We start from the raw sequence: 18625 nt of genomic DNA, 5'->3' as shown, positions 1-18625 counted from the left end.
GAATGATCGTTTTTGAATTTTGCAGTAATACGAGCTTATCTTTCCCCGTTCCGCTGCCAGCGGCTGCGGCATGCGCAGACCAGGATGATGATGCCGAAAATACGAGGACTGCAGCTAGCATCGCTAAGTTGAATTTCCTAAACATTTTTCTCTCCTTTTATATGTATAGTAGAAAAATAGACAACGCCCAACATCATATAGACGCTAAACCAGGCAAAAAGTTGCACCATTCCCGACAATTCGAGTTTGCTATTCATGGAAAAGCGCAAAATTCGTTATTCCCGCCCCCTCTTCCGCAGAAACAAAATGAAAAAAGGCCCCTTTACACCACATTTACACATGGCGTAAAAGGACCTTTTATACTGACAGCCGGCTGATGCGGCAATACCGTTCAAATGAGCGCAGCTGCGATATGCTTGAAAATAACATTGTGGGCATGCATCGCCTGGTTACGGCCGGTCGCTTGCTTGCGAAGCACGACAACTAGCCGGGCTTCCGGAGCAACCAGCAAATATTGCCCGCCGAAGCCAAAAGCAAAATAACAATCAAACGCGCCGTTATGCCCCTGCGGCGAGATCCACCAATGGTAGCCGTAACTGCCGTAAATCGGCGGCTCGTAATGAAGCAGCCCTTTATGCCGTATTTTTACAGACTGCTTCACCCATTCCGCATTCAGCAGCTGTTTGCCGCCATAGATGCCTTCGTTCAAATACAGCAGCCCGATTTGTGCCAAATCTTTCGCGTACAGCTGCAAGCCGGTGCCCCCTCGTTAACGCCGCCGTTCTCGGTCCATCTCGCTTTGCGGAAACCTAATGGCCGGAACAGCTTATCTGTCGCATAGTCCAGGGCAGTCAGCCCGGTCGCCTGCGTCAAGATCGCCGACAGCAAGTGGGAAGCGCCGGAATTATACGTAAACGCATGGCCGGGCTGATGCACGATCGGCTGGTTTAATACAAATTGCATAGGATCGGCCGCGTCCCGGAGCGAACGGTACAGCTTGTCGAAATCCGGCCATTCCATGCCGGGCGTCATCGTAAGCAAATGTTCGATCGTGATGCCCGCATGTTCTTCCCGCAACGCAGCATGCCTGATATAATCGGTGATCGGCTGGCGGACATGCCCGATCGCTCCTTCCGCAACAGCGATGCCGATCAGAGCGGACAATATGCTTTTGGTGCAGGAAAACAGCGGGCCAAGCGAGTCTCTGCCATCATGATGCCACTCCCATCCGAGCATGCCATCCCGGATGACAAGGACAGACCGTATCTTCCATTCCGCAAAAAGCTTTGTAAGCTTGTCCAGTTCGTTATCGCGGATGCCGGCAAGCTGCCCGCTCACGCGGGGCAGCCGGGCATCCACAGTCTTGTCGCTCATCCGGCAAGCCCCGCTTTCTTACTTAGGTTCTAGCTGCGTATCCGGCTTTGCTGCCGCCGTCTGCGCGGTTTCAGGCGCAGCGGCAATCGCCGCTTTTTTCGGCAGCCCGAATGAAACCAGCAGCACAACGGCCGATAAAACCGTAATGACCATAAAAACTTGATGCAGGCTATCCGACAGCAAATCCGGGTTCAGCGAATTGGTTGCCCCTGTGTTGAGCAGCAGGCTGAAGATGGCAATGCCTACCGTCTGCCCAAACGTCCGGATAAAGTTGTTGCTGGCAACTGCCGCGCCGCGCAGTTCCCACGATACGGCAGACTGCACCGACACCGTAAAGGAGGTCAAGCTAAGCCCAAACGACATGCCTGCTAAAAACGTGCACACCATCATCCACACAACCGGCGTTTGCGCATCCATGAACGTAAAGCCCAAGCAAGCGGCAATGACAAAAAAACTGCCGGCAAGCGCCAAACGGCGCATGCCATGCTTCGCCATCGCATTGCCCGCCACAATTGAGCCGAGCGGCCAGCCGAGCGACAGCGGCATCATTGCAATGCCCGAGAAGGTGGCTGTTTTGCCAAATACGCCTTGAATCCAAAGCGGCAAATAAAAAATAATGACGACATTGATGACACAAATAATAAAACTGTCCAAATTCGCCATCGAAATTGTGCGGATACGGAAAAGCTGCAGCGGAATCATCGGTTCCGGCGAACGTTTTTCGATCAAATAAAAAAGCGCCAGCGAAATTGCAGCAACGGCAAACAGGCTGATAATAAGCGCCCAGTTCGTTCCGCCGCCGCTTTCCTCATGCAGCAGCTCCAGAGCATACAGCAAACAAAACATGCCGATGGTAAAGGTTAGTATGCCCGGATAGTCGATATGATGCTTTTTCTTCTCGAAATTTTCTTTCAGCGATAGTGCAAGCAGGATCATCGCAGCCAGGCCGACAGGAAGATTCAAATAAAAGATGGATCGCCATGACACATAATCAACGAGCAGCCCGCCCATTAACGGCCCGGAAATGCCCGCGATTCCCCAGATGCTTGACATCCAGCCCTGTACCTTCGCTCTTTTCTCGAACGAATACAAATCGCCGATAATCGTAAACGGGATCGTAGCAAGCGAACCCGCGCCAAGTCCCTGCACCGCGCGGAACGCGATAAGTTCATTCATCGTCTGCGCAGCTCCAGATAATGCCGAGCCAAGCAGGAAGATCGAAGCGCCTGCAATAAACATCCGTTTGCGGCCGTACAAATCTGCAAGTTTGCCGTAAATCGGCGTACTGATGACCGTCATGAGCAAATAGATGGACACGATCCAGCTGTATTGCTTCATGCCGTTAAGTTCACCAGTTATCGCCGGCATTGCCGTACTGACAATGGTGCCTTCAATCGCTGCAAGAAAAGTAGCTACGCATAAAGCAAGCATCACTTTCTTGCGGGCGCTGTTCGGTATGGAATTCATGTCATAACCCTTTCCGGCGTACCATAAATTCATAATGGGTAAAGATACGCGTCCTTAATTATCGTCATAAGCGGCCGGAATATCAACCCTTTCTTCTCCATTCCCCGGACTTTGCTTCCGTGCGCACAGCCACGCATTGGCCAAAGGCCATGCGCAATATATGCGGCCGGCGCTTATGATCCGGAAGCTGCCAGAACCGTTCGTCCAATGCCAAATCCAGCAATGTATGCTCAGCCGCTTGTTCTGCAGCTACTGTTTCATTTAAAATAGAGAAGCAGATTTGATAACAAACCGTTTCGTATTTCCGCAATTCTTCTGCTTTTTGCAGCCATAATCCGGTCATTCCAGCATAACCGCCCTTTCTCTCTCCATCGCTCCTTTTGCATTGTAGGGCACAGAAGACCGAAATAGGTTACGAAATAGTTAATTTTAACCATCCTTTGTTCAAGTCATATACGTTAGAAAGGTGAACCCATTGGGATATGATTTATTGCTTTCCATTATTAATACAGTTGGCTATGCGGCTTTATTTATCGTTTTGTGCCTCGGGCTGATCGGGCTGCCCATTCCGAACGAAGTGGTTGTGATGACCGGCGGAGCGCTGGCGGCTTCCGGGCTGCTGTCAGCTGTCCCTGCTTTTATCGCAACGTGGCTTGGCATCTGCTCGGCTATGACGTTTAACTACTCCATCGGCCGATTTGCCGGAAACAGGCTGTTTAACTGGTTTAACCGCAAGCCAAATATGGCTAAATTTCTTGATAAAGCGGACCAGATGATTCACCGGTTTGGCGGATACGCCGTTATGATCGGCCTGCTTCTGCCGTTTGTCCGGCATGCCATGCCATTTGTGATTGGTTCAAATAAAACCCGCTACGCCAAATTTATATGGTTTGCTTATCCTTCGGCTTTTGTCTGGACGCTTGCCTATTTCCTGATCGGTTCGCTTGTGGGCGATAATCTTCAGCATATCGGAGATCTTATATACGACTATGGCTTATATATCGTCATCGCGCTTGCTGCTGCTGCCGCTGTCTATATCGGATTCCGGTTAACAAAAGCCAAAAAACAGAAAGATGCCGTAGGGCGCGATATGTAACGTTGCGGACGCATTCCTGCAAAAAAGCAAAAAAAGCTGCTCCAGGCGATCCGCCATCAAGGCGGATGCGAGAGCAGCTTTTTTTTCGTGCCTGATTTTGCAGCCTTGCCGATCGCTTCCTTTATTCTTTCACCAGCGCAGCTTTGGCCGTATCCACCAAATAATCGAACAGCTCGTCGTCTTCCTCCAACTGTTCCTCTAATACAAGCAGCTTCTCCTCATCACCGGATTCTTTTACAAAAAACAAGCCGTATCCCCAATCCGATCCCCTCTTGCTATGTAAAGCAATCTCATATTGATTGGAGTCGCCCGGCAGTTCAAATTGCACCTTGCCGACGTAGCCGTCCTCCTTGGTAAAAGTCATGGAAGCTCCTAGTACCGTAATGCTGATCATTGATCCACTTTCCTTTCGGCGAACATTCTTCATCTATTAAAGCATAGTTGGCGGACGCAAGACAATATGCGGGATAAGCGGACAGGTGCCGCGTTATATCGACATGAAGGCTTCAGCGCCAGCATACATTAGAATACGATTCCGGCTCGCCGGCGGTTTGACCCGGACACCGGATGCTTGCGAGGAAAGGGTGATATTGATGGAGGTAGATTTGTCGTGGCTTCACTATGTCTATCTTGCTTTTATCGTCCTCATTATCGGCTTTATGGTTATGCGAAGGGACACATCACTCATCTGCATCGTAGGCGTCTTTGCCATCAGCTGGATTGCGACCAAAACGTTAAGCGGGTCCATCAGCGGCATATTTAACAGTTTTATTTACGCTATCCAGCAGCTGCTGGGCACCATTCTGATCATCTCGGTTATTGTAGCGATGAGCAGGGTGCTGATCCGGACCGGCATTAACGGAATAATGATTTCCCCCTTTACGAAGCTGCTGCGGACGCCTGGGCTTGCTTTTTGGGGCATCGGCCTGATTATGATGGTGACCTCCTGGTTTTTTTGGCCGTCACCGGCTGTAGCTTTAATCGGAGCGGTGCTGCTTCCGGTTGCGATTCGCGTAGGCTTGCCGGCCCTTGGCGCCGCCATGGCGATGAACCTGTTCGGCCACGGCATCGCCTTGTCCGGCGACTATATTATTCAAGGGGCGCCCAAATTAACAGCGGATGCAGCCGGCCTGCCGGTTGCAGAGGTAATGGAAGCCAGCATCCCGCTTGTAGCTATTATGGGGATCGTTACGACAGTCACGGCTTTTATTCTGATGCGTTATGATATGAAAAACGGCAAATGGAGAGACGGACTTATAACCGGCCCGTCCGACAGCGCCATCAAGCAGGAAGATGATCTGCATGCTTCGGAACAAACCGCGTTGTCCCTTCCGGTTAAGCGGGTGCTTGCCGCACTCATTCCATTCGCATTTGCCGGCGATGTGATCGCTATGTTTGTTCTCGATTTGACCGGCGGTGACGCGACAGCCCTGGTCGGCGGCACATCCCTGCTCATCCTGCTCGTGATTACGATGCTGACCCATAAGGGCAAAGGGCTGGAGAAAACAACCTCTTACATCATCGACGGCTTTCTGTTTGGGTTTAAAGTGTTTGGGCCGGTCATCCCGATCGCTGCGTTTTTTTACTTGGGCGATTCCGGTTTTACGGCTGTTTTCGGCGATAAGCTTCCTGCCGGTTCAACAGGCATCGTAAACGATCTTGGCGTTGCGCTTGCGCATGCGGTGCCGGTCAACGGAGCTGTCGGCTCCGTAACGCTAACAGCCGTAGGAGCCGTTACCGGACTGGACGGCTCCGGTTTCTCCGGCATTTCGCTGGCCGGCTCCGTTGCCAATCTATTTGCGGAAGCGATCGGACATGGCTTGGCTACGTTAACCGCCTTAGGCCAGGTGGCCGCCATTTGGGTTGGCGGGGGCACGCTGGTGCCATGGGCGCTCATTCCAGCGGCAGCCATCTGCGGCGTAGATCCGTTCGAGCTCGCCCGCCGAAACTTGAAGCCGGTTATTATCGGCCTTGTCGTTACGACGATTGCCGCCATGTTTATCGTTTGACCAGGCATTGCCCTCCCTTCCCCTTTGCCTGCACGGCAAAAGAAAGCTCTGCAGCCAGCGCCGGCTGCAGAGCTATTTTCTTCATTACAAAACGATAAAGGCAAATATAATGGCCAGTCCAAACCGGTAATATGCAAACCACGACAAACGCAGTTTTTTCATCATGTTAATAAATGTAACGCAAGCAAGCGTTCCTACTATAAAAGCGGCCAGCAGGCCAATTAAAAAAAGGGGCGCATCAGCGGCAGTCAGAAATTCCCGGCTTTTCAACAAATCGATGCCGCTTGCTCCGGCCATCATCGGCACCGAAACAATAAATGTAAACTCGGCAGCCGCCTTTTGGCTTGTCCCAAGCAGCATGCCGCCTGAAATCGTGGAGCCGGAACGCGAGAAACCCGGCCATAACGCCAACACTTGAAAAAACCCGATCACAAATGCCTGTCTGTACGTAATATCGTCCAGCCCTTCGGCAGTCACTTTTCGTCCCGCCCGGTCCGCTCCAATCATCAGCACCCCTCCGGCCAGCAAGCCGATCAATACTGTTGCGGGACTGAACAAATAATGTTTAATCACGCCGTGCAGCCCAACGCCCATAATGCCGGCCGGCACCATGGCAAGCAAAACATGGAGCGCATTCAGCCGGCTTGTCTGCTTGAAGTTAAAGTTGAGCAGGCTTGCGAAGCGGCGGCGGTATAACACGAGCACGGCAAGCACGGCGCCAAACTGCACCACCACCTCAAATGTTTTCGCCCGGTCTCCGGTAAAATGCAGCAGTTCCCCGAGCAATATCAAATGCCCCGTTGAAGACACCGGCAAAAACTCGGTCAGCCCCTCTATAATCCCCATCCAAATGGCGTTCCACAAATCGGCCAACGGGACACCCCCTAATTCACAATGACTTCCAGCCGGCGAATCCGCAGCTGGTCTTTCTCCAGCACCACAAACGTATACGGCCCATACTGCCATTCTTCGTGGACATCCAAACCGGGATTGCGGCTTGCAAGCCAGCCGCCTATCGTGTCCACTTCTTCCTCTTTCAGGTCGATGCCTGTCCATTTATACAAATTGCTGAGCAGTACTTTACCGTCCATCCGATAGAAGCCCTCATCCAGCTTTTCGAAAGGCCTTGCTTCATCTCCGTCAAATTCGTCGCGGATTTCGCCGACGATTTCCTCTAATATATCTTCAATGGTCACGAGCCCCGCCGTGCCTCCGTATTCATCCAGCAGTATCGCCAGATGCACCTGCTCCAGCTGCATTTTCCGCAGCAGCACCTTGATAGGCGTCACTTCCGGAACGGTTACAGCCGGCTGCAGCAAGGAGCGTACATCCACCGAACCGTGTTTGGCATAATGGAAAAAGAACTGTTTCGTATTAACAATGCCAATGATATTGTCTTTCGAGCCTTTGGCGACAGGAAAACGGGTATACTTTTCTTTTAATACGATCTCTATGTTTTCTTCTTTTGTTTTATTCGTATACAAGCAAATCATGTCCGTCCGCGGCACCATAATTTCTTTTGCCAGCCGTTCGTCGAAATCGAAAATCCGGTTCACATACGCGTATTCGGCACGGTTGATTTTACCGCTGTCGTAGCTTTCCGACAGCAACAGGCGAAGCTCTTCTTCCGATACCGCCTCATGCTCTTTGGCGGGCTTCATCCCGAACAAGCCGACCAGCTTGTTGGAGGAACCGTTCAACAGCCAAATAAACGGATACATCAGCTTATGGAACCCGATCATCACCGGAGCTGTCAACTGGGCGATCTGCTCCGCTTTTAATATTGCAACCGTCTTAGGCGCCAGCTCGCCAAGCACAACTTCCAGATAGGTAACGATAACGAATGAAATAATAAACGACACGGCATGCGCGGCGCCGCCTTCCAGACCGATCCGCTTAAACAGCGGCTCCAGCAGTGCGGAGACGGTTGGTTCTCCGAGCCAGCCGATACCAAGCGACATAATCGTAATGCCAAGCTGTGTGGCAGACAAATAGCTGTCCAGATGGCCCACAAGCGTTTGTACAGCTTTGGCGTTTTTACGGCTCTCCTGCACCATTTGCTGCACCCGGCTCGCGCGCAGCCTGACAAGCGCAAACTCGGTCGCAACAAAAAAAGCGGTAAAAAAGATCAGCACGACAAACACAATCAGCTTCCACACCATATTCTGTCTGTTCTCCTTCTGTATGTACCGGATGCGGCAAGCAGCTAGGCGACCCGTTCATCCTGCTCATGTCTTCATAAAAAAAGAAACAGACCTGCGGCACCCATTTCCCATGCGCAAGCCTGCCCTTCTGATCCTTTAACAGCCCACTTCAACTGAAGCGACAACAACATAAATCAAGTCGTTTTTATCCGCTTTATCCGGCAATACGATGCCGCTTGTCGTCAGCATGCCGCCTTCCAGCAGTTCTACCGTTACTTCCCCGTAAGGCAGCACGTTTTTGACCTGCTCGACGTCCAGCAGCTCCCGGTCGCATGGCAAGGCCAGTTTGACGTTCACCTTCATCTTATTCAGGTCGCCGTCCGGCAGCAGCAAGCGCAGTCCTGGCATCGAATTGTGCCGGATCGCATTCTGAACAGCGCGAACGGATGCCTTGGTCACATCCTGCCCGTGTAAATCCGTCCCCATGCCTATCTCAATAAAAAACAGCTGATCCAACTTCATCCCTCCAAATCAGGTTATAGTAATCCGCATGCTTCAAGCTGTCCGAACGTTTTACCACGGCACATCATCTGCCGCTGCCGCCGCTTCCCCTTCCGGCTGGCCGTTCCATTGTCCGGACAGTTCTTCTTTCTTATGCGTGCCGATGACAGGCAGCAGCTGAACGAGATCAGGCGGCTGCAGCAGTTCTACCGGGGACACGCCCTTATCGAATTGAAAAGCATCCCCTTCTATTACCGCGACATACCGGCCGTTATGCTTGGCCAGATGGACGGACAAGCCGAAGTCGGACAGCTTCCCTTTGATCAGCACGTCTCCCAGCCTGAAGCTGAACGGCAAATCCGGTTTCTGCTCAATGAGCGCAGCGGACGCTTCTACAACCTGCTCATGCGTCCAACGCTCCTGAATATCGCGTTTGTCACTGGCCGCCCACAATTCAATGGCATTTTCTTCTTCGCGGCGCTCGACGCTTTCGTCATCCTGCCACTTGTCCGCCATATATTGCTGGACCATATCCAGCACCTGCTCGCCCATTACAACCGGCAGCGGCTTCTCGTAATCCACAAAACGGAGAAAATCTTCGAAATACCGGGCATGGGAGGCTTGATGGATTTTCAGCTCCCAATGCTCAAGCGTGCCTTCCTCCGGCATATGCGGATATTGGATCGACTTAATATTCCGCGAGCTGATGGCATTTTCCACATGCGAAATCAAATTGCGCTCATCCGAGATGCGGGCAATTTTCGGTTCAAAATCGCATTTCAGCAAAAATAAAAAAGGCTCGTCAAAATACGTATTCAGTTTTGCTCTTGCTATTATAAAAGCGCCGCCGCGCACCGCGCTGGTATCCATATAAATATGGACCAGCTCATCGGCAATGCCGATAAAGCGCTCCTTGCTGTCCGCATCTCGCAGCCGCTGAAACAGGTTATAGTTCTGGTTGCTGGACAGCTCGTAGCCCGGCTCCACCATGAAACGGCCGATTTTGGTCGGCGCCGTATCGGTATTCGGATTGCGTTCGACCTTCCGTTTCAAGATCCGTTTGAACTCGTCGTCGAGAAAACGCTTGATTTCGCTGTCCTCGTAATCTTGTTCCTCCAGCGTCTGATAATGCTTATACCGTTTGGCGGATACTGAATCTTCACCGTCGGTCGATATAACAAAAAAAGATAACAACTGCATGCGCAAGTCCACTATTTCATTCCCCATGCGATGGACATTTATGTCTTTTTAGCATAGCACAACTTCAACCGGAGAGCGAACGTCCGCACGCCTCCCGCTCTATAACCTATACGGTAAAAAACGAAGGAAGAACCAAAAAAAACCTCCCGGTAATGAAGCCCCCTTAATTCTCGCCGGATCAGGTTTAAACCCATCCTTCAGGCAAGGGATGTTCTTCATAACGGAAAGGCTTCTCCGGCATTAACCGCTTTATGACAGCTCGTAAGGCTTGCTTTGATAGCTGTACGCCGGCGTTTTTTTCTTGTTCTTGTACGTCCGGCTCCAGATCGGAGTCGCGGCCGGCGACATCGGCGGGATAAGCCATGACCACTCTCCGGTAACTTCCCGCCCTTGCTTCGCTTCCTGCTCCTCAAAACGCATAAACTGTTCGGCCGCCGTATGATGGTCCACAATGCTGACGCCGCTCCGTTTGAACGAATGCAGCACGGCGACATTCAGCTCCACCAGCGCTTTATCTTTCCATAAGGAGGTATTCGTTGTTGTATCCCAGCCAAACAGCTTCGCCACCTCCGGCAGCTTATTGTACCGGTCCTTGTCCGCCAAATTGCGCGCTCCGATCTCCGTTCCCATATACCAGCCGTTAAAAGGAGCCGCCGTATAGTGCAAGCCCCCAATCTCCAGCTTCATGTCGGATATAAAAGGCACCGCATACCAGCGCAAGCCAAGCTCGCCAAAAGCCGGCAGCTCGGGATGGACAAGCGGAACCTCAAGCACCAGCCCTTCCGGAAGCTCAAACCAACGCGGCTCCCGGCCGTCCATTTGCACCACAAGCGGCAGCACATCAAACGGCGTGCCTTTGCCCTGCCAGCCCAGCTTCAAGCAGGCGGCGGTAAACTGCACCGAGGCAGGATCGCCGGTCACTCTGCCGCCGTGCTCATACCCGGCGTAACGCACCAGCTGATGGTTCCAGATGCGCAGCTTGCGCTGCTCGTTCTTTTGAGGGGCGAAGACGGTAATCGCCGGGCGCACCTTGCCTCCGTTCGTCGCATAACGGATATGGTTAAATACAGCCTCCGCCATCTGCTCTTCCGTTTCCGCATCGCGGGCATCAAATACTTCAAGCGATTTCCAAAACAGCCGCCCTATACATTTGTTGCTGTTTCGCCAAGCCATTCGCGCGCCGTGCCGCAACTCGTCCATCGTATGCGTATACGCGCCGCAGCTGTGGATCTCTTCCCGGATTTCCGCAAGCCGCTGTACAGCCTCGGCTTCTGTTTTCCCCAGCTCGGCGTAACATTCAGCGATAAAACGTTCCGCTTCCTCATATAGTTCCGTTTCTGTTTCAATCATTCATACCCCTCGCTTTCCCTGTTGCCAACCGCTTCTATCAAAAAAAGAACCTTTCCCCAAACAGGAAAGGTTCCTGGCCTGTCGGCTACTGCTGCCTGCCTGCCCGTCCAAAAGATAAACATAACGTAATAAGGACAAATGCCGTTAATGCCATAAGCGGAATTGTAATGAATCCAAACCAATTTACATAATTAAACGTACACGGCACCCCTGCGCGGCAAGGCGCTACCTCAGCCAGCTTCGGAAACCAGATTTCCAGGTTGTGATATACCGATATTATTCCGCCAATTATACTTAAAGGCAGCGAATAGCGGATAATTCCCCGATCTCCGCGGTAAGCGGCTATACCGAGCAAAATCACTTGCGGATACATAAAGATTCGCTGAAACCAGCATAGGTTGCACGGGATGTAATTGGCAATTTCACTGAAATACAAGCTGCCGCCTGTCGCCGCCAGCGATACGATCCAAGCGAAATACAAGCTGTTTCTTGCAAACCAAGATGCACGGGCGTCCATTTAAACCCTACTTTCCAATTGCTTTATCAATAGCTTTCTTAAAGCTGTTATAGTCCATAAACGAGTCGCCATACTGCTTTCCGTTAATAAAGAAAGTAGGCGTACCGGTAACCTTCTTCGGCGTTACCATATCATTTTGCTCGTCCACTTCATCCTTATACGTCTGGCCGTCGATGTCCTTGCGGAGCAAATCGTAGTCAATCGGCAATTTCGCATCTTTGGCCAGCTGCACCAAATAATCCGGCGTCGCCCATTCAGTGTCCTCATTTTGCTGCTTCTCGAACAAAATTTTATAATAGTCCCAGAACGCATCATTATTTTGATGGAAGACGGCTTGTGCCGCCAATGCCGCTGTATACGCATCCGGGCCGAGGAAATTGCTGTAGTTGATATAATAGAATGCAACTTTGCCGGTTTCGATGTAATCTTTATCAATTTGCGGTTTCACCGCCGTTGCAAAATCTTTGCAGTTCGGGCATTTGAAGTTGCCGAATTCCACGATCTTCACGGGCGCATCCGCGCTGCCCATCACAGGCAGTTCGTTATAATCGAAGCTTTGCGGCTTGTTCTGGTTGTTAATGCCGAGTACGATCACGACAACAACCGCCGCGATAATCAGCGTCAGCCAAACTAGTCCTTTACTGGAGCTGGATGTGTTCGTCTTCGAGCTGTAAGGCTTATGCTGCGGCTTAGATTTTTTGCCGCGTTTTTTTTGACTCACGGGCTTCATCCTTTCCTGTAGGAAGCATTCTGTAACCAGCGTAGTAACATATGAAGATGAAGTCAAGCGATTCATATGAATTGACTTAATACTGTCATAAAATAATAGACTTCGAGCGCCGTATGGCGGAATATTAAGAGAGAAATCCGGAGCATAACCCGTATGTATAAAAGGCAGCCGCATGGCTGCCTTTTTATCATTCTAAACCTTCCTATGAGTCTGAGTACCGCCTGCCTTACCGCCGCACTCATGCTGCCTTGGCTAAACCGTTACGCCGGCTGTACAAGCGGCGAAGGCGTCCCGCGGTACAATACTTTCAATTTATGAAGGGCGCGCGTGCAGCCGACGTACAGCAGCTTGGCGTCCAGCTTGCCGTAAGCTTCCGCTCCCGCATCGGCAATCAGCACCGCGTCAAACTCCAGCCCTTTCGACAAATACGCCGGGACAACAGACAGTCCGCCGTTATAATTCGGCTGTTTGCTTTGGATCAGCGACGCTTCGATTCCAGCTGCTGCCAAATGCGCATGGATCATTTCGCACTCCACCGCCGTACGCCCGATAACCGATATCGTCTGCAGTCCGCCCTCCTGCTCCAACGCCTTGGCGCTGCGGGCGATTTCATCCAGCCACTCGTTGTCTGCAACAGCTTGCAGCTGGACCGGATCGCCGCTCCGGAATACCGGAACTGCCGGTTTAACGCCTTCCATAGCGCCTAATATGCGATTGGCGAACTCGATGATTTCCATCGTAGAGCGGTAACTGCGGTTCAGTTCAAAAAAACCGGTCTGTTCTTCGCCAAACAGTCCCATCAGCTCCTGCCAACGGCCAATGCCGGTATAGCTGTGAATGCCCTGCTGCAGGTCGCCAAGCACCGTCATCGACGGAATTGTCTGGCACAGCTTAAGCGCTTCAAGCTGGAACGGCGAATAATCCTGTGCTTCGTCAATGACGATATGGTCATACATCGGCTGTGATAAGCCAAACAATCGGAGATGGATATATACAAGCGGAGCCAGATCCTCCGGATAAACCTCTCCGTTTTTGAGCCGTGCCGCCGTTTCCTTCGCGAGTTCCTTCGGTATGATAGCGGAAGCTGTCTTTCCTTGGAACAGCGTCGCATACAGCTGCGGCGCCGTATAGGAAGGAATTTTTTTAATATACGCGTTCAGTCTGGTTAACGCTTTGGCGCGCACTTTTTTGTCCGCGATGCGGCGCACCTTCAGCTCCGACTCGAACCAGCGGCGAATCCGGCTTGCCAGCCGCTCCCGCTTGCGCATGACGGACTCCTCGCCGTAGTCGGTGTTGAACCACTCCAGAATTGTTTCCGGCTTCAGCACCAGCCCGTCTACCGGCTCAAAAGGCGCAGCAGGCGCCAATGTCCGTTCCAGCTCGGCAATCCGTTCATCCACTTCCGCTTTGAACGCCGCTCCGCCCTTCAGCCTGCCCGGCGCGCGGTCAAGCTCTTCTTGGGTATGGGACTGCTCAAACCAGTATGCCAGCTGCTCCTCGGCGCCGCGCAGCGCCACTTCATGTTCCAGCAGCTCAAGCGACCAGTCGGCGAATGTCGTCTGTTGAATATCGCCAACCCCCAGCTCCGGCAGAACGCCGGAAATATATTCGAGAAACATCCGGTTCGGCGCAAAAATAATCATCCGCTCGGCACGCATCCGGCCGGCGTATTGATAAAGCAAAAAAGCAAGCCGGTGCAGGGCGACCGTCGTTTTACCGCTGCCTGCAACCCCTTGAATGAACAATACTTTGTTCCGTTCGGAACGTATAATCAAATCCTGCTCCTGCTGAATGGTCGAAACAATGTCGCGCAGCCGGTTATCTTTGTTTTCGCCCAGCCGGTACAGCAGGAATTCATCCGTAACCGCGTCTTCCTCCTGCCCTCTTGTAAAGCTGTCTACAAGGCGGACCAGCTCACGCTGGCGAACCATCAGGTTCCGCTTCAGATGCACATGCCCTTCCACTTCCCCGTCCGGCGAATCGTAAGTTACGGCCGCGTCTCCGCCGGTAAACGAATAAAACAAGCTGGCCACCGGGGCGCGCCAGTCCACGACAAGCAGCTCATTGGTCCGGTCTTTGGCAACACCGGCTTTGCCGATATATAGCGGTTTCACTTCGTTTCCGGGCAGCTCTTGAAAATCAATCCGGCCAAAATAAGGCTCTTTATAGGCGATTTCCAGTCTTTTTTTTCGTTCCTCACGTTGTAAATCCAGCATTTGTTCGGTAAAATCATTACCCGTGTAGGCTGGACCAATGGCAGCAAGCTGTGTTTCGATCTCGCGCACGGTCATGCCTAAACGCTGTTGTTCTTCTTGTAAGGCACTTTGAACGGTCATGTCAGTTACCTCCTCAAGGCACATTTGATCATAATGGAAAAGCGAACATCCATTATACGCCAAGGCTGTATCCGCATGCAACCGCTGTTAAGACCATTGCACATAAGCAGCGCCGAGCACCACATTCCATAGAAACAGCAAAGGCACGCCAACCGTAAACGAACGATGTTTCGTTTTATGGCGCCAGACGCGCATGCCCATCCAGACGCCAAGCGCGCCGCCGATTGCGCCAAGACCAAACAGCCTTTTTTCCGGGACACGCCACTCGTGATGCTTCGCCCGCTGCTTGTCGTATCCCATCGTAATAAAAGAAATGGCATTTATAATTAAGAAATAAAGAATTGCTAGGTAATCATTCAAAGGGGAACACCCTTCCTTTCAAGGAGGACTTATTCACATCATGTTGGATTTTCATCAAATGTTAGGTTTTTTGGCAGTAGCCGTTGTACTGACGCTTATTCCAGGGCCCGATATCGTGTTTGTTGCGGCGCAAAGCATGACCAAAAGCCGCAAAAGCGGGCTGGCCGTTACGCTTGGCTTATGCACCGGGCTGCTTGTCCATACGACGCTTGCCGCATTAGGCATTTCCGCCATTGTGTTGTCGTCTGATAAGGCTTTTATGGCCATAAAAGTGCTTGGAGCGCTCTATTTGCTATATTTGGCATGGAAAACCTGGTCCGGCCGGAAAAAAAGCAGCTCGCCTGCCGGGACCGCAGGACAGGAATTGGGCGGCACAACACCGGAGCCAGAGCAAGAGACTGGTGCTTCTCAGCGGGAAATAGGCTTTGCAGCGTTGTACCGCCGCGGCATTACGATGAACGTCATTAATCCGAAGGTATCGCTGTTTTTCCTTGCTTTGCTGCCGCAATTTGTGGCTGAAGATAAAGGCAATGTCCCGTTTCAAATGATTCAGCTTGGCGTGCTGTTCATTATTCAAGCACTAATCATCTTCAGTTGCGTGTCATTACTGTCCAGCTTGGCAGGCGGGTTTGCAACCGGCCGCTCGTCCAAATGGGCGCCCCGGCTTGCAATCGCCGAAGCGGTTATTTATGTGCTGCTGGCAACGAATTTATTTTTACTGTAACGGTTCATCGCTTAAGTAATGTAAGAAAATGCAGGGCAGCTTGTTTAATGCCGGTTGGCTTAGGCAAGCTGCCCTGCTTTTGTATAGGCTCCCAGCGGATGCCGGTGACGGTATCCGCTGGGCAAGCAGCGTCTCCTGCGCCGCTGGCTGCTTGGCGGGTATAGCGCCTGGCTTGTCTGGTCGGCTGACCACCTGTCCGGCATAAGCCGCGTGCGGCGACACCGCAGGCCGCTTGAGCGGATAGCTGCGCTGCCGGCTGCTCTTCACGGCTGCGGCTTGCGCGGGCGCACCCGATTCGTCGGTTCCGCAATAAGCGGATCATCCGGCCAATAATGCTTCGGATAACGGCCTTTTAAATCTTTTTTCACTTCAAAATACGCATCACGCCAAAAGCTGGCCAAATCGCGCGTCACCTGCACCGGCCGCTGGGACGGCGACAGCAGATGCAGCGTAACCGGCAGCTTGCCGCCGGCAATACGCGGCGTCTCCTTCCAGCCGAACAGCTCCTGCAGTCTTGCGGATAATACCGGATTGTCCGGATCGCTGTAATCGACCGGCACACGCGAGCCGCTTGGCACCGTAATGTGGGTCGGCACCTGCTCGTCCAGCTCTCTTCGTTGCTGCCAGGTCAGCAGCTCCTCGATAATCGGCATCATAGACAGCTTTTGCAGCGCCGCCAAGCTTCGGATACCGTATAGATGCGGCAGCAGCCACTGCTCCAGCGAAGCAAGCAGCGCCGCCTCATTGGCATCCGGCCACGACGCGTTATATTGGGCCATCAGGCGCATCCGGTCCAGCAGCTGTTTGGCTGGCTTGCTGAATGGAAGCGCTGAGTGGCCGGATTCCCGGATCGCGGCCATCAGCACCTCTGCCACGCGTTCCGGATCGGGCTCAGCAAACGGCTGCTCCTTCAGCACAAGCGCACCAAATTTTGTCCGCTTGCGCGCCCGTACTGCTTGCGCCGCTTTGTCCCATTCGATTGTTTCTTCTACAACTATATCGTCTGCAAGCCCGCGCGCCCATTCCTCCTCGGAAAGCTCGGCCGCCAGCCGGATTGTGCTTTCCGTTCCGGCATCGTCCAGCTCCGCCGCGACCAAATACGCGGCGCGCGAAATCGGCTGCGCATAAGGAAGCGCAGCTCCCCGGCCGCCGGACAGCAAGTAGCTGCCGTCCGGCCTTTTCTGCGCGACGCGATCCGGGTAGGCGTACGCGAGCAGAAGCCCTGTGCTGACAGCAGCCCCGGAAGCGGCAGCCCTTATAGAGGCTGCGCCGCTATCCGGCTGCGCAGTCTCCCGCAGCATGCCCCGCAGCTGCCGCGCCAGCTGCTGCAGCCGGTCCGCTGCGCCGCGCTCGATCCCGCGGCCGGTGCGCAGCGCCTGCAGCCGCAGCTCAATGTCCGCGCTGCGCTCGCCCACAAGCGGGTCTCTGTCGCTGAGCAGGGCGGCCAGCTCGCTGGCTTCATCCGCAGCGCCAAGCAGCTCTGCCGCCAGCAGCATATGCGCAAGCCGCGGATGAACGCCTAGGCTGGCCATCCGCCGCCCATGCGGCGTTAGCTTGCCGTCCGCATCGAGTGCATGCAGCAGGCGCAGCAGCTGCAGCGCCTGCTGGTACGCCGCTTGCGGCGGTTCATCCAGCCACGCCAGCTCCTGCGGACCGGCAGCGCCCCATACCGCCAGCTCCAGCGCCAGCGGCGCGAGGTCGGCGTCCTGAATTTCCGGCGCCGTAAACGGCTTCAGCCGTTCATGCTCCGTCCACAGACGGTAGCATACGCCTTCCGCTGTCCGTCCCGCGCGGCCGCGCCGCTGGTCCGCCGATGCCTGGGATACGGGTATCGTCTCCAGACGGCTCATACCAGTGCGCGGCGAAAAACGCGGCACGCGCATCAAGCCGCTGTCGACGACAATGCGGACGCCCTCAACCGTCAGGCTGGATTCGGCAATCGCCGTCGACAGCACCACCTTGCGGCGCCCCGGCTCACAAGGGGCAATCGCTTCCTGCTGCGCGGCAAGCGGCATTGTGCCGTGCAGCTCGTTTATGAGCACGGACGGACCAAGTCCCGCCCCTTCACGCAGCATTGCGGCGGTACGCCGAATTTCACGAACGCCCGGCAAAAAAACAAGCATATCCCCATCCGGCTGCTCAATGAGCGCACGTCTAATCATTTTGGCCGCTGCCGTTTCAATCGGCTCATTCGTTCTGGCCGCAGCATTGGCATAGATTGTTTCGACCGGGAATACCCGTCCTTTACTCTGCACCACCGGCGCATTGCCGAGCAGTTCCGACACACGGCCTGCATCTAGAGTCGCCGACATGACGAGAAGACGCAGATCTTCACGGAACAGCTGCTGGCTTTGCAGCGTCAGCGCCAGTCCCAGATCGCCGTGCAAATGCCGTTCATGAAACTCGTCGAACAAAACCGCGCCGTATCGCTCCAGAGCCGGGTCCTCTTGCAGCATGCGGGTGAGCACGCCTTCAGTGACCACCTCAATACGCGTGTTTGGCCCAACTTTCGTATCCATCCGGACGCGGTACCCAACGGTTCCGCCTGCCTGTTCGCCAAGCAGGCGGGACATATACGCAGCGGCCGAACGCGCGGCCAGCCGCCTCGGCTCGAGCATTATAATGGCTTTGCTCTGCAGCCATGGCTCCTCCAGCAAAGCAAGCGGCACTTTCGTTGTTTTGCCTGCACCGGGCTCGGCAACCAGAACGGCGTTCCGTCCTTGACGCATCGCCTGAAGCAGATCGGGCAATACAAGTTCAACGGGTAGCTGATGCATGATGTTACATTCTCCTATTCTATCTATCATAAGCAGCTGC

At 53.4% G+C, this 18625-nt stretch carries 19 protein-coding genes; 4 read left to right on the top strand and 15 right to left on the bottom strand.

What is annotated here, in order from left to right; translation table 11 throughout:
- Positions 1-2 precede the first annotated feature (2 nt).
- Entirely contained in the window at positions 3-377 is a 375-nt protein-coding gene (locus ET464_RS19725) for a hypothetical protein (protein WP_165279888.1), read from the top strand.
- Between the two features lie 14 nt (positions 378-391).
- Here ET464_RS19725 and ET464_RS20535 read toward each other — a convergent pair whose 3' ends face one another.
- The 4 genes from ET464_RS20535 to ET464_RS04225 all read right to left on the bottom strand — a co-directional run bounded on the left by ET464_RS20535 (position 392) and on the right by ET464_RS04225 (position 3184).
- Complete coding sequence (locus ET464_RS20535) at positions 392-754, bottom strand: serine hydrolase domain-containing protein (protein WP_129438530.1); 363 nt, start codon at positions 752-754, stop codon at positions 392-394.
- Entirely contained in the window at positions 706-1374 is a 669-nt protein-coding gene (locus ET464_RS20530; protein WP_129438528.1) for a serine hydrolase domain-containing protein, read from the bottom strand. The genes ET464_RS20535 and ET464_RS20530 overlap by 49 nt, the downstream gene beginning before the upstream one ends.
- A gap of 18 nt (positions 1375-1392) precedes the next feature.
- Complete coding sequence (locus tag ET464_RS04230) at positions 1393-2841, bottom strand: MDR family MFS transporter (RefSeq protein WP_129438526.1); 1449 nt, start codon at positions 2839-2841, stop codon at positions 1393-1395.
- A gap of 82 nt (positions 2842-2923) precedes the next feature.
- Complete coding sequence (locus tag ET464_RS04225; RefSeq protein WP_129438524.1) at positions 2924-3184, bottom strand: hypothetical protein; 261 nt, start codon at positions 3182-3184, stop codon at positions 2924-2926.
- 132 nt (positions 3185-3316) lie between these two features.
- Between ET464_RS04225 and ET464_RS04220 the strand changes: the two genes are divergently transcribed.
- Positions 3317-3937 (top strand): DedA family protein, encoded by a 621-nt coding sequence (locus tag ET464_RS04220; RefSeq protein ID WP_129438522.1) that lies wholly within the window; start codon positions 3317-3319, stop codon positions 3935-3937.
- Positions 3938-4058: 121 nt separating this feature from the next.
- Here ET464_RS04220 and ET464_RS04215 read toward each other — a convergent pair whose 3' ends face one another.
- Positions 4059-4301 (bottom strand): hypothetical protein, encoded by a 243-nt coding sequence (locus ET464_RS04215; RefSeq protein WP_244226653.1) that lies wholly within the window; start codon positions 4299-4301, stop codon positions 4059-4061.
- Positions 4302-4530: 229 nt separating this feature from the next.
- On the opposite strand from ET464_RS04215, the gene ET464_RS04210 reads away from it, so the two are divergent.
- Positions 4531-5946: a hypothetical protein gene (locus ET464_RS04210; RefSeq protein WP_129438520.1), complete on the top strand. Its 1416-nt coding sequence runs from the start codon at positions 4531-4533 to the stop codon at positions 5944-5946.
- Positions 5947-6030: 84 nt separating this feature from the next.
- Here the strand turns inward: ET464_RS04210 and ET464_RS04205 are convergent, their stop codons facing one another.
- From ET464_RS04205 to ET464_RS04165, 9 genes are all read right to left on the bottom strand, one after another.
- Positions 6031-6819 (bottom strand): undecaprenyl-diphosphate phosphatase, encoded by a 789-nt coding sequence (locus ET464_RS04205; protein WP_129438518.1) that lies wholly within the window; start codon positions 6817-6819, stop codon positions 6031-6033.
- A gap of 11 nt (positions 6820-6830) precedes the next feature.
- The gene (locus ET464_RS04200) at positions 6831-8108 is read right to left on the bottom strand and encodes a hemolysin family protein (RefSeq protein ID WP_129438516.1); all 1278 of its coding nucleotides are present in this window, start codon (positions 8106-8108) and stop codon (positions 6831-6833) included.
- Between the two features lie 138 nt (positions 8109-8246).
- The gene (locus ET464_RS04195) at positions 8247-8606 is read right to left on the bottom strand and encodes a Lin0512 family protein (protein WP_129438514.1); all 360 of its coding nucleotides are present in this window, start codon (positions 8604-8606) and stop codon (positions 8247-8249) included.
- 57 nt (positions 8607-8663) lie between these two features.
- Entirely contained in the window at positions 8664-9803 is a 1140-nt protein-coding gene (locus tag ET464_RS04190; protein ID WP_425271741.1) for a DUF3900 domain-containing protein, read from the bottom strand.
- Between the two features lie 237 nt (positions 9804-10040).
- Positions 10041-11141, bottom strand: coding sequence for a nitric oxide synthase oxygenase (locus ET464_RS04185; protein WP_129438511.1), 1101 nt, complete (start codon positions 11139-11141; stop codon positions 10041-10043).
- Between the two features lie 85 nt (positions 11142-11226).
- Entirely contained in the window at positions 11227-11658 is a 432-nt protein-coding gene (locus ET464_RS04180; RefSeq protein WP_129438509.1) for a disulfide oxidoreductase, read from the bottom strand.
- Between the two features lie 7 nt (positions 11659-11665).
- Complete coding sequence (locus ET464_RS04175) at positions 11666-12379, bottom strand: DsbA family protein (RefSeq protein ID WP_244226652.1); 714 nt, start codon at positions 12377-12379, stop codon at positions 11666-11668.
- Positions 12380-12648: 269 nt separating this feature from the next.
- Complete coding sequence (locus ET464_RS04170) at positions 12649-14724, bottom strand: HelD family protein (RefSeq protein WP_129438505.1); 2076 nt, start codon at positions 14722-14724, stop codon at positions 12649-12651.
- Between the two features lie 87 nt (positions 14725-14811).
- A complete protein-coding gene (locus ET464_RS04165; RefSeq protein ID WP_129444062.1) occupies positions 14812-15024 on the bottom strand; it encodes a DUF1294 domain-containing protein in 213 nt (70 codons plus the stop codon).
- A gap of 100 nt (positions 15025-15124) precedes the next feature.
- On the opposite strand from ET464_RS04165, the gene ET464_RS04160 reads away from it, so the two are divergent.
- The gene (locus tag ET464_RS04160) at positions 15125-15808 is read left to right on the top strand and encodes a LysE family translocator (RefSeq protein ID WP_244226651.1); all 684 of its coding nucleotides are present in this window, start codon (positions 15125-15127) and stop codon (positions 15806-15808) included.
- A gap of 263 nt (positions 15809-16071) precedes the next feature.
- Here ET464_RS04160 and hrpB read toward each other — a convergent pair whose 3' ends face one another.
- Entirely contained in the window at positions 16072-18585 is a 2514-nt protein-coding gene (hrpB, locus tag ET464_RS04150) for an ATP-dependent helicase HrpB (protein ID WP_129438502.1), read from the bottom strand.
- Positions 18586-18625 lie beyond the last annotated feature (40 nt).

Origin of the sequence: Paenibacillus protaetiae (assembly GCF_004135365.1) — a bacterium.
Lineage (GTDB): Bacteria > Bacillota > Bacilli > Paenibacillales > Paenibacillaceae > Paenibacillus_AP > Paenibacillus_AP protaetiae.
This window is presented reverse-complemented; position numbering and strand designations above follow the sequence as displayed.

Coding starts and splice junctions, on each gene's coding strand:
- ET464_RS19725 (WP_165279888.1), top strand. CDS start 3: ATGATCGTTTTTGAATTTTGCAGTAATACGAGCTTATCTTTCCCCGTT.
- ET464_RS20530 (WP_129438528.1), bottom strand. CDS start 1,374: ATGAGCGACAAGACTGTGGATGCCCGGCTGCCCCGCGTGAGCGGGCAG.
- ET464_RS04230 (WP_129438526.1), bottom strand. CDS start 2,841: ATGAATTCCATACCGAACAGCGCCCGCAAGAAAGTGATGCTTGCTTTA.
- ET464_RS04225 (WP_129438524.1), bottom strand. CDS start 3,184: ATGACCGGATTATGGCTGCAAAAAGCAGAAGAATTGCGGAAATACGAA.
- ET464_RS04215 (WP_244226653.1), bottom strand. CDS start 4,301: ATGACTTTTACCAAGGAGGACGGCTACGTCGGCAAGGTGCAATTTGAA.
- ET464_RS04210 (WP_129438520.1), top strand. CDS start 4,531: ATGGAGGTAGATTTGTCGTGGCTTCACTATGTCTATCTTGCTTTTATC.
- ET464_RS04200 (WP_129438516.1), bottom strand. CDS start 8,108: ATGGTGTGGAAGCTGATTGTGTTTGTCGTGCTGATCTTTTTTACCGCT.
- ET464_RS04185 (WP_129438511.1), bottom strand. CDS start 11,141: ATGATTGAAACAGAAACGGAACTATATGAGGAAGCGGAACGTTTTATC.
- ET464_RS04180 (WP_129438509.1), bottom strand. CDS start 11,658: ATGGACGCCCGTGCATCTTGGTTTGCAAGAAACAGCTTGTATTTCGCT.
- ET464_RS04170 (WP_129438505.1), bottom strand. CDS start 14,724: ATGACCGTTCAAAGTGCCTTACAAGAAGAACAACAGCGTTTAGGCATG.
- ET464_RS04165 (WP_129444062.1), bottom strand. CDS start 15,024: ATGGGATACGACAAGCAGCGGGCGAAGCATCACGAGTGGCGTGTCCCG.
- ET464_RS04160 (WP_244226651.1), top strand. CDS start 15,125: ATGTTGGATTTTCATCAAATGTTAGGTTTTTTGGCAGTAGCCGTTGTA.
- hrpB (WP_129438502.1), bottom strand. CDS start 18,585: ATGCATCAGCTACCCGTTGAACTTGTATTGCCCGATCTGCTTCAGGCG.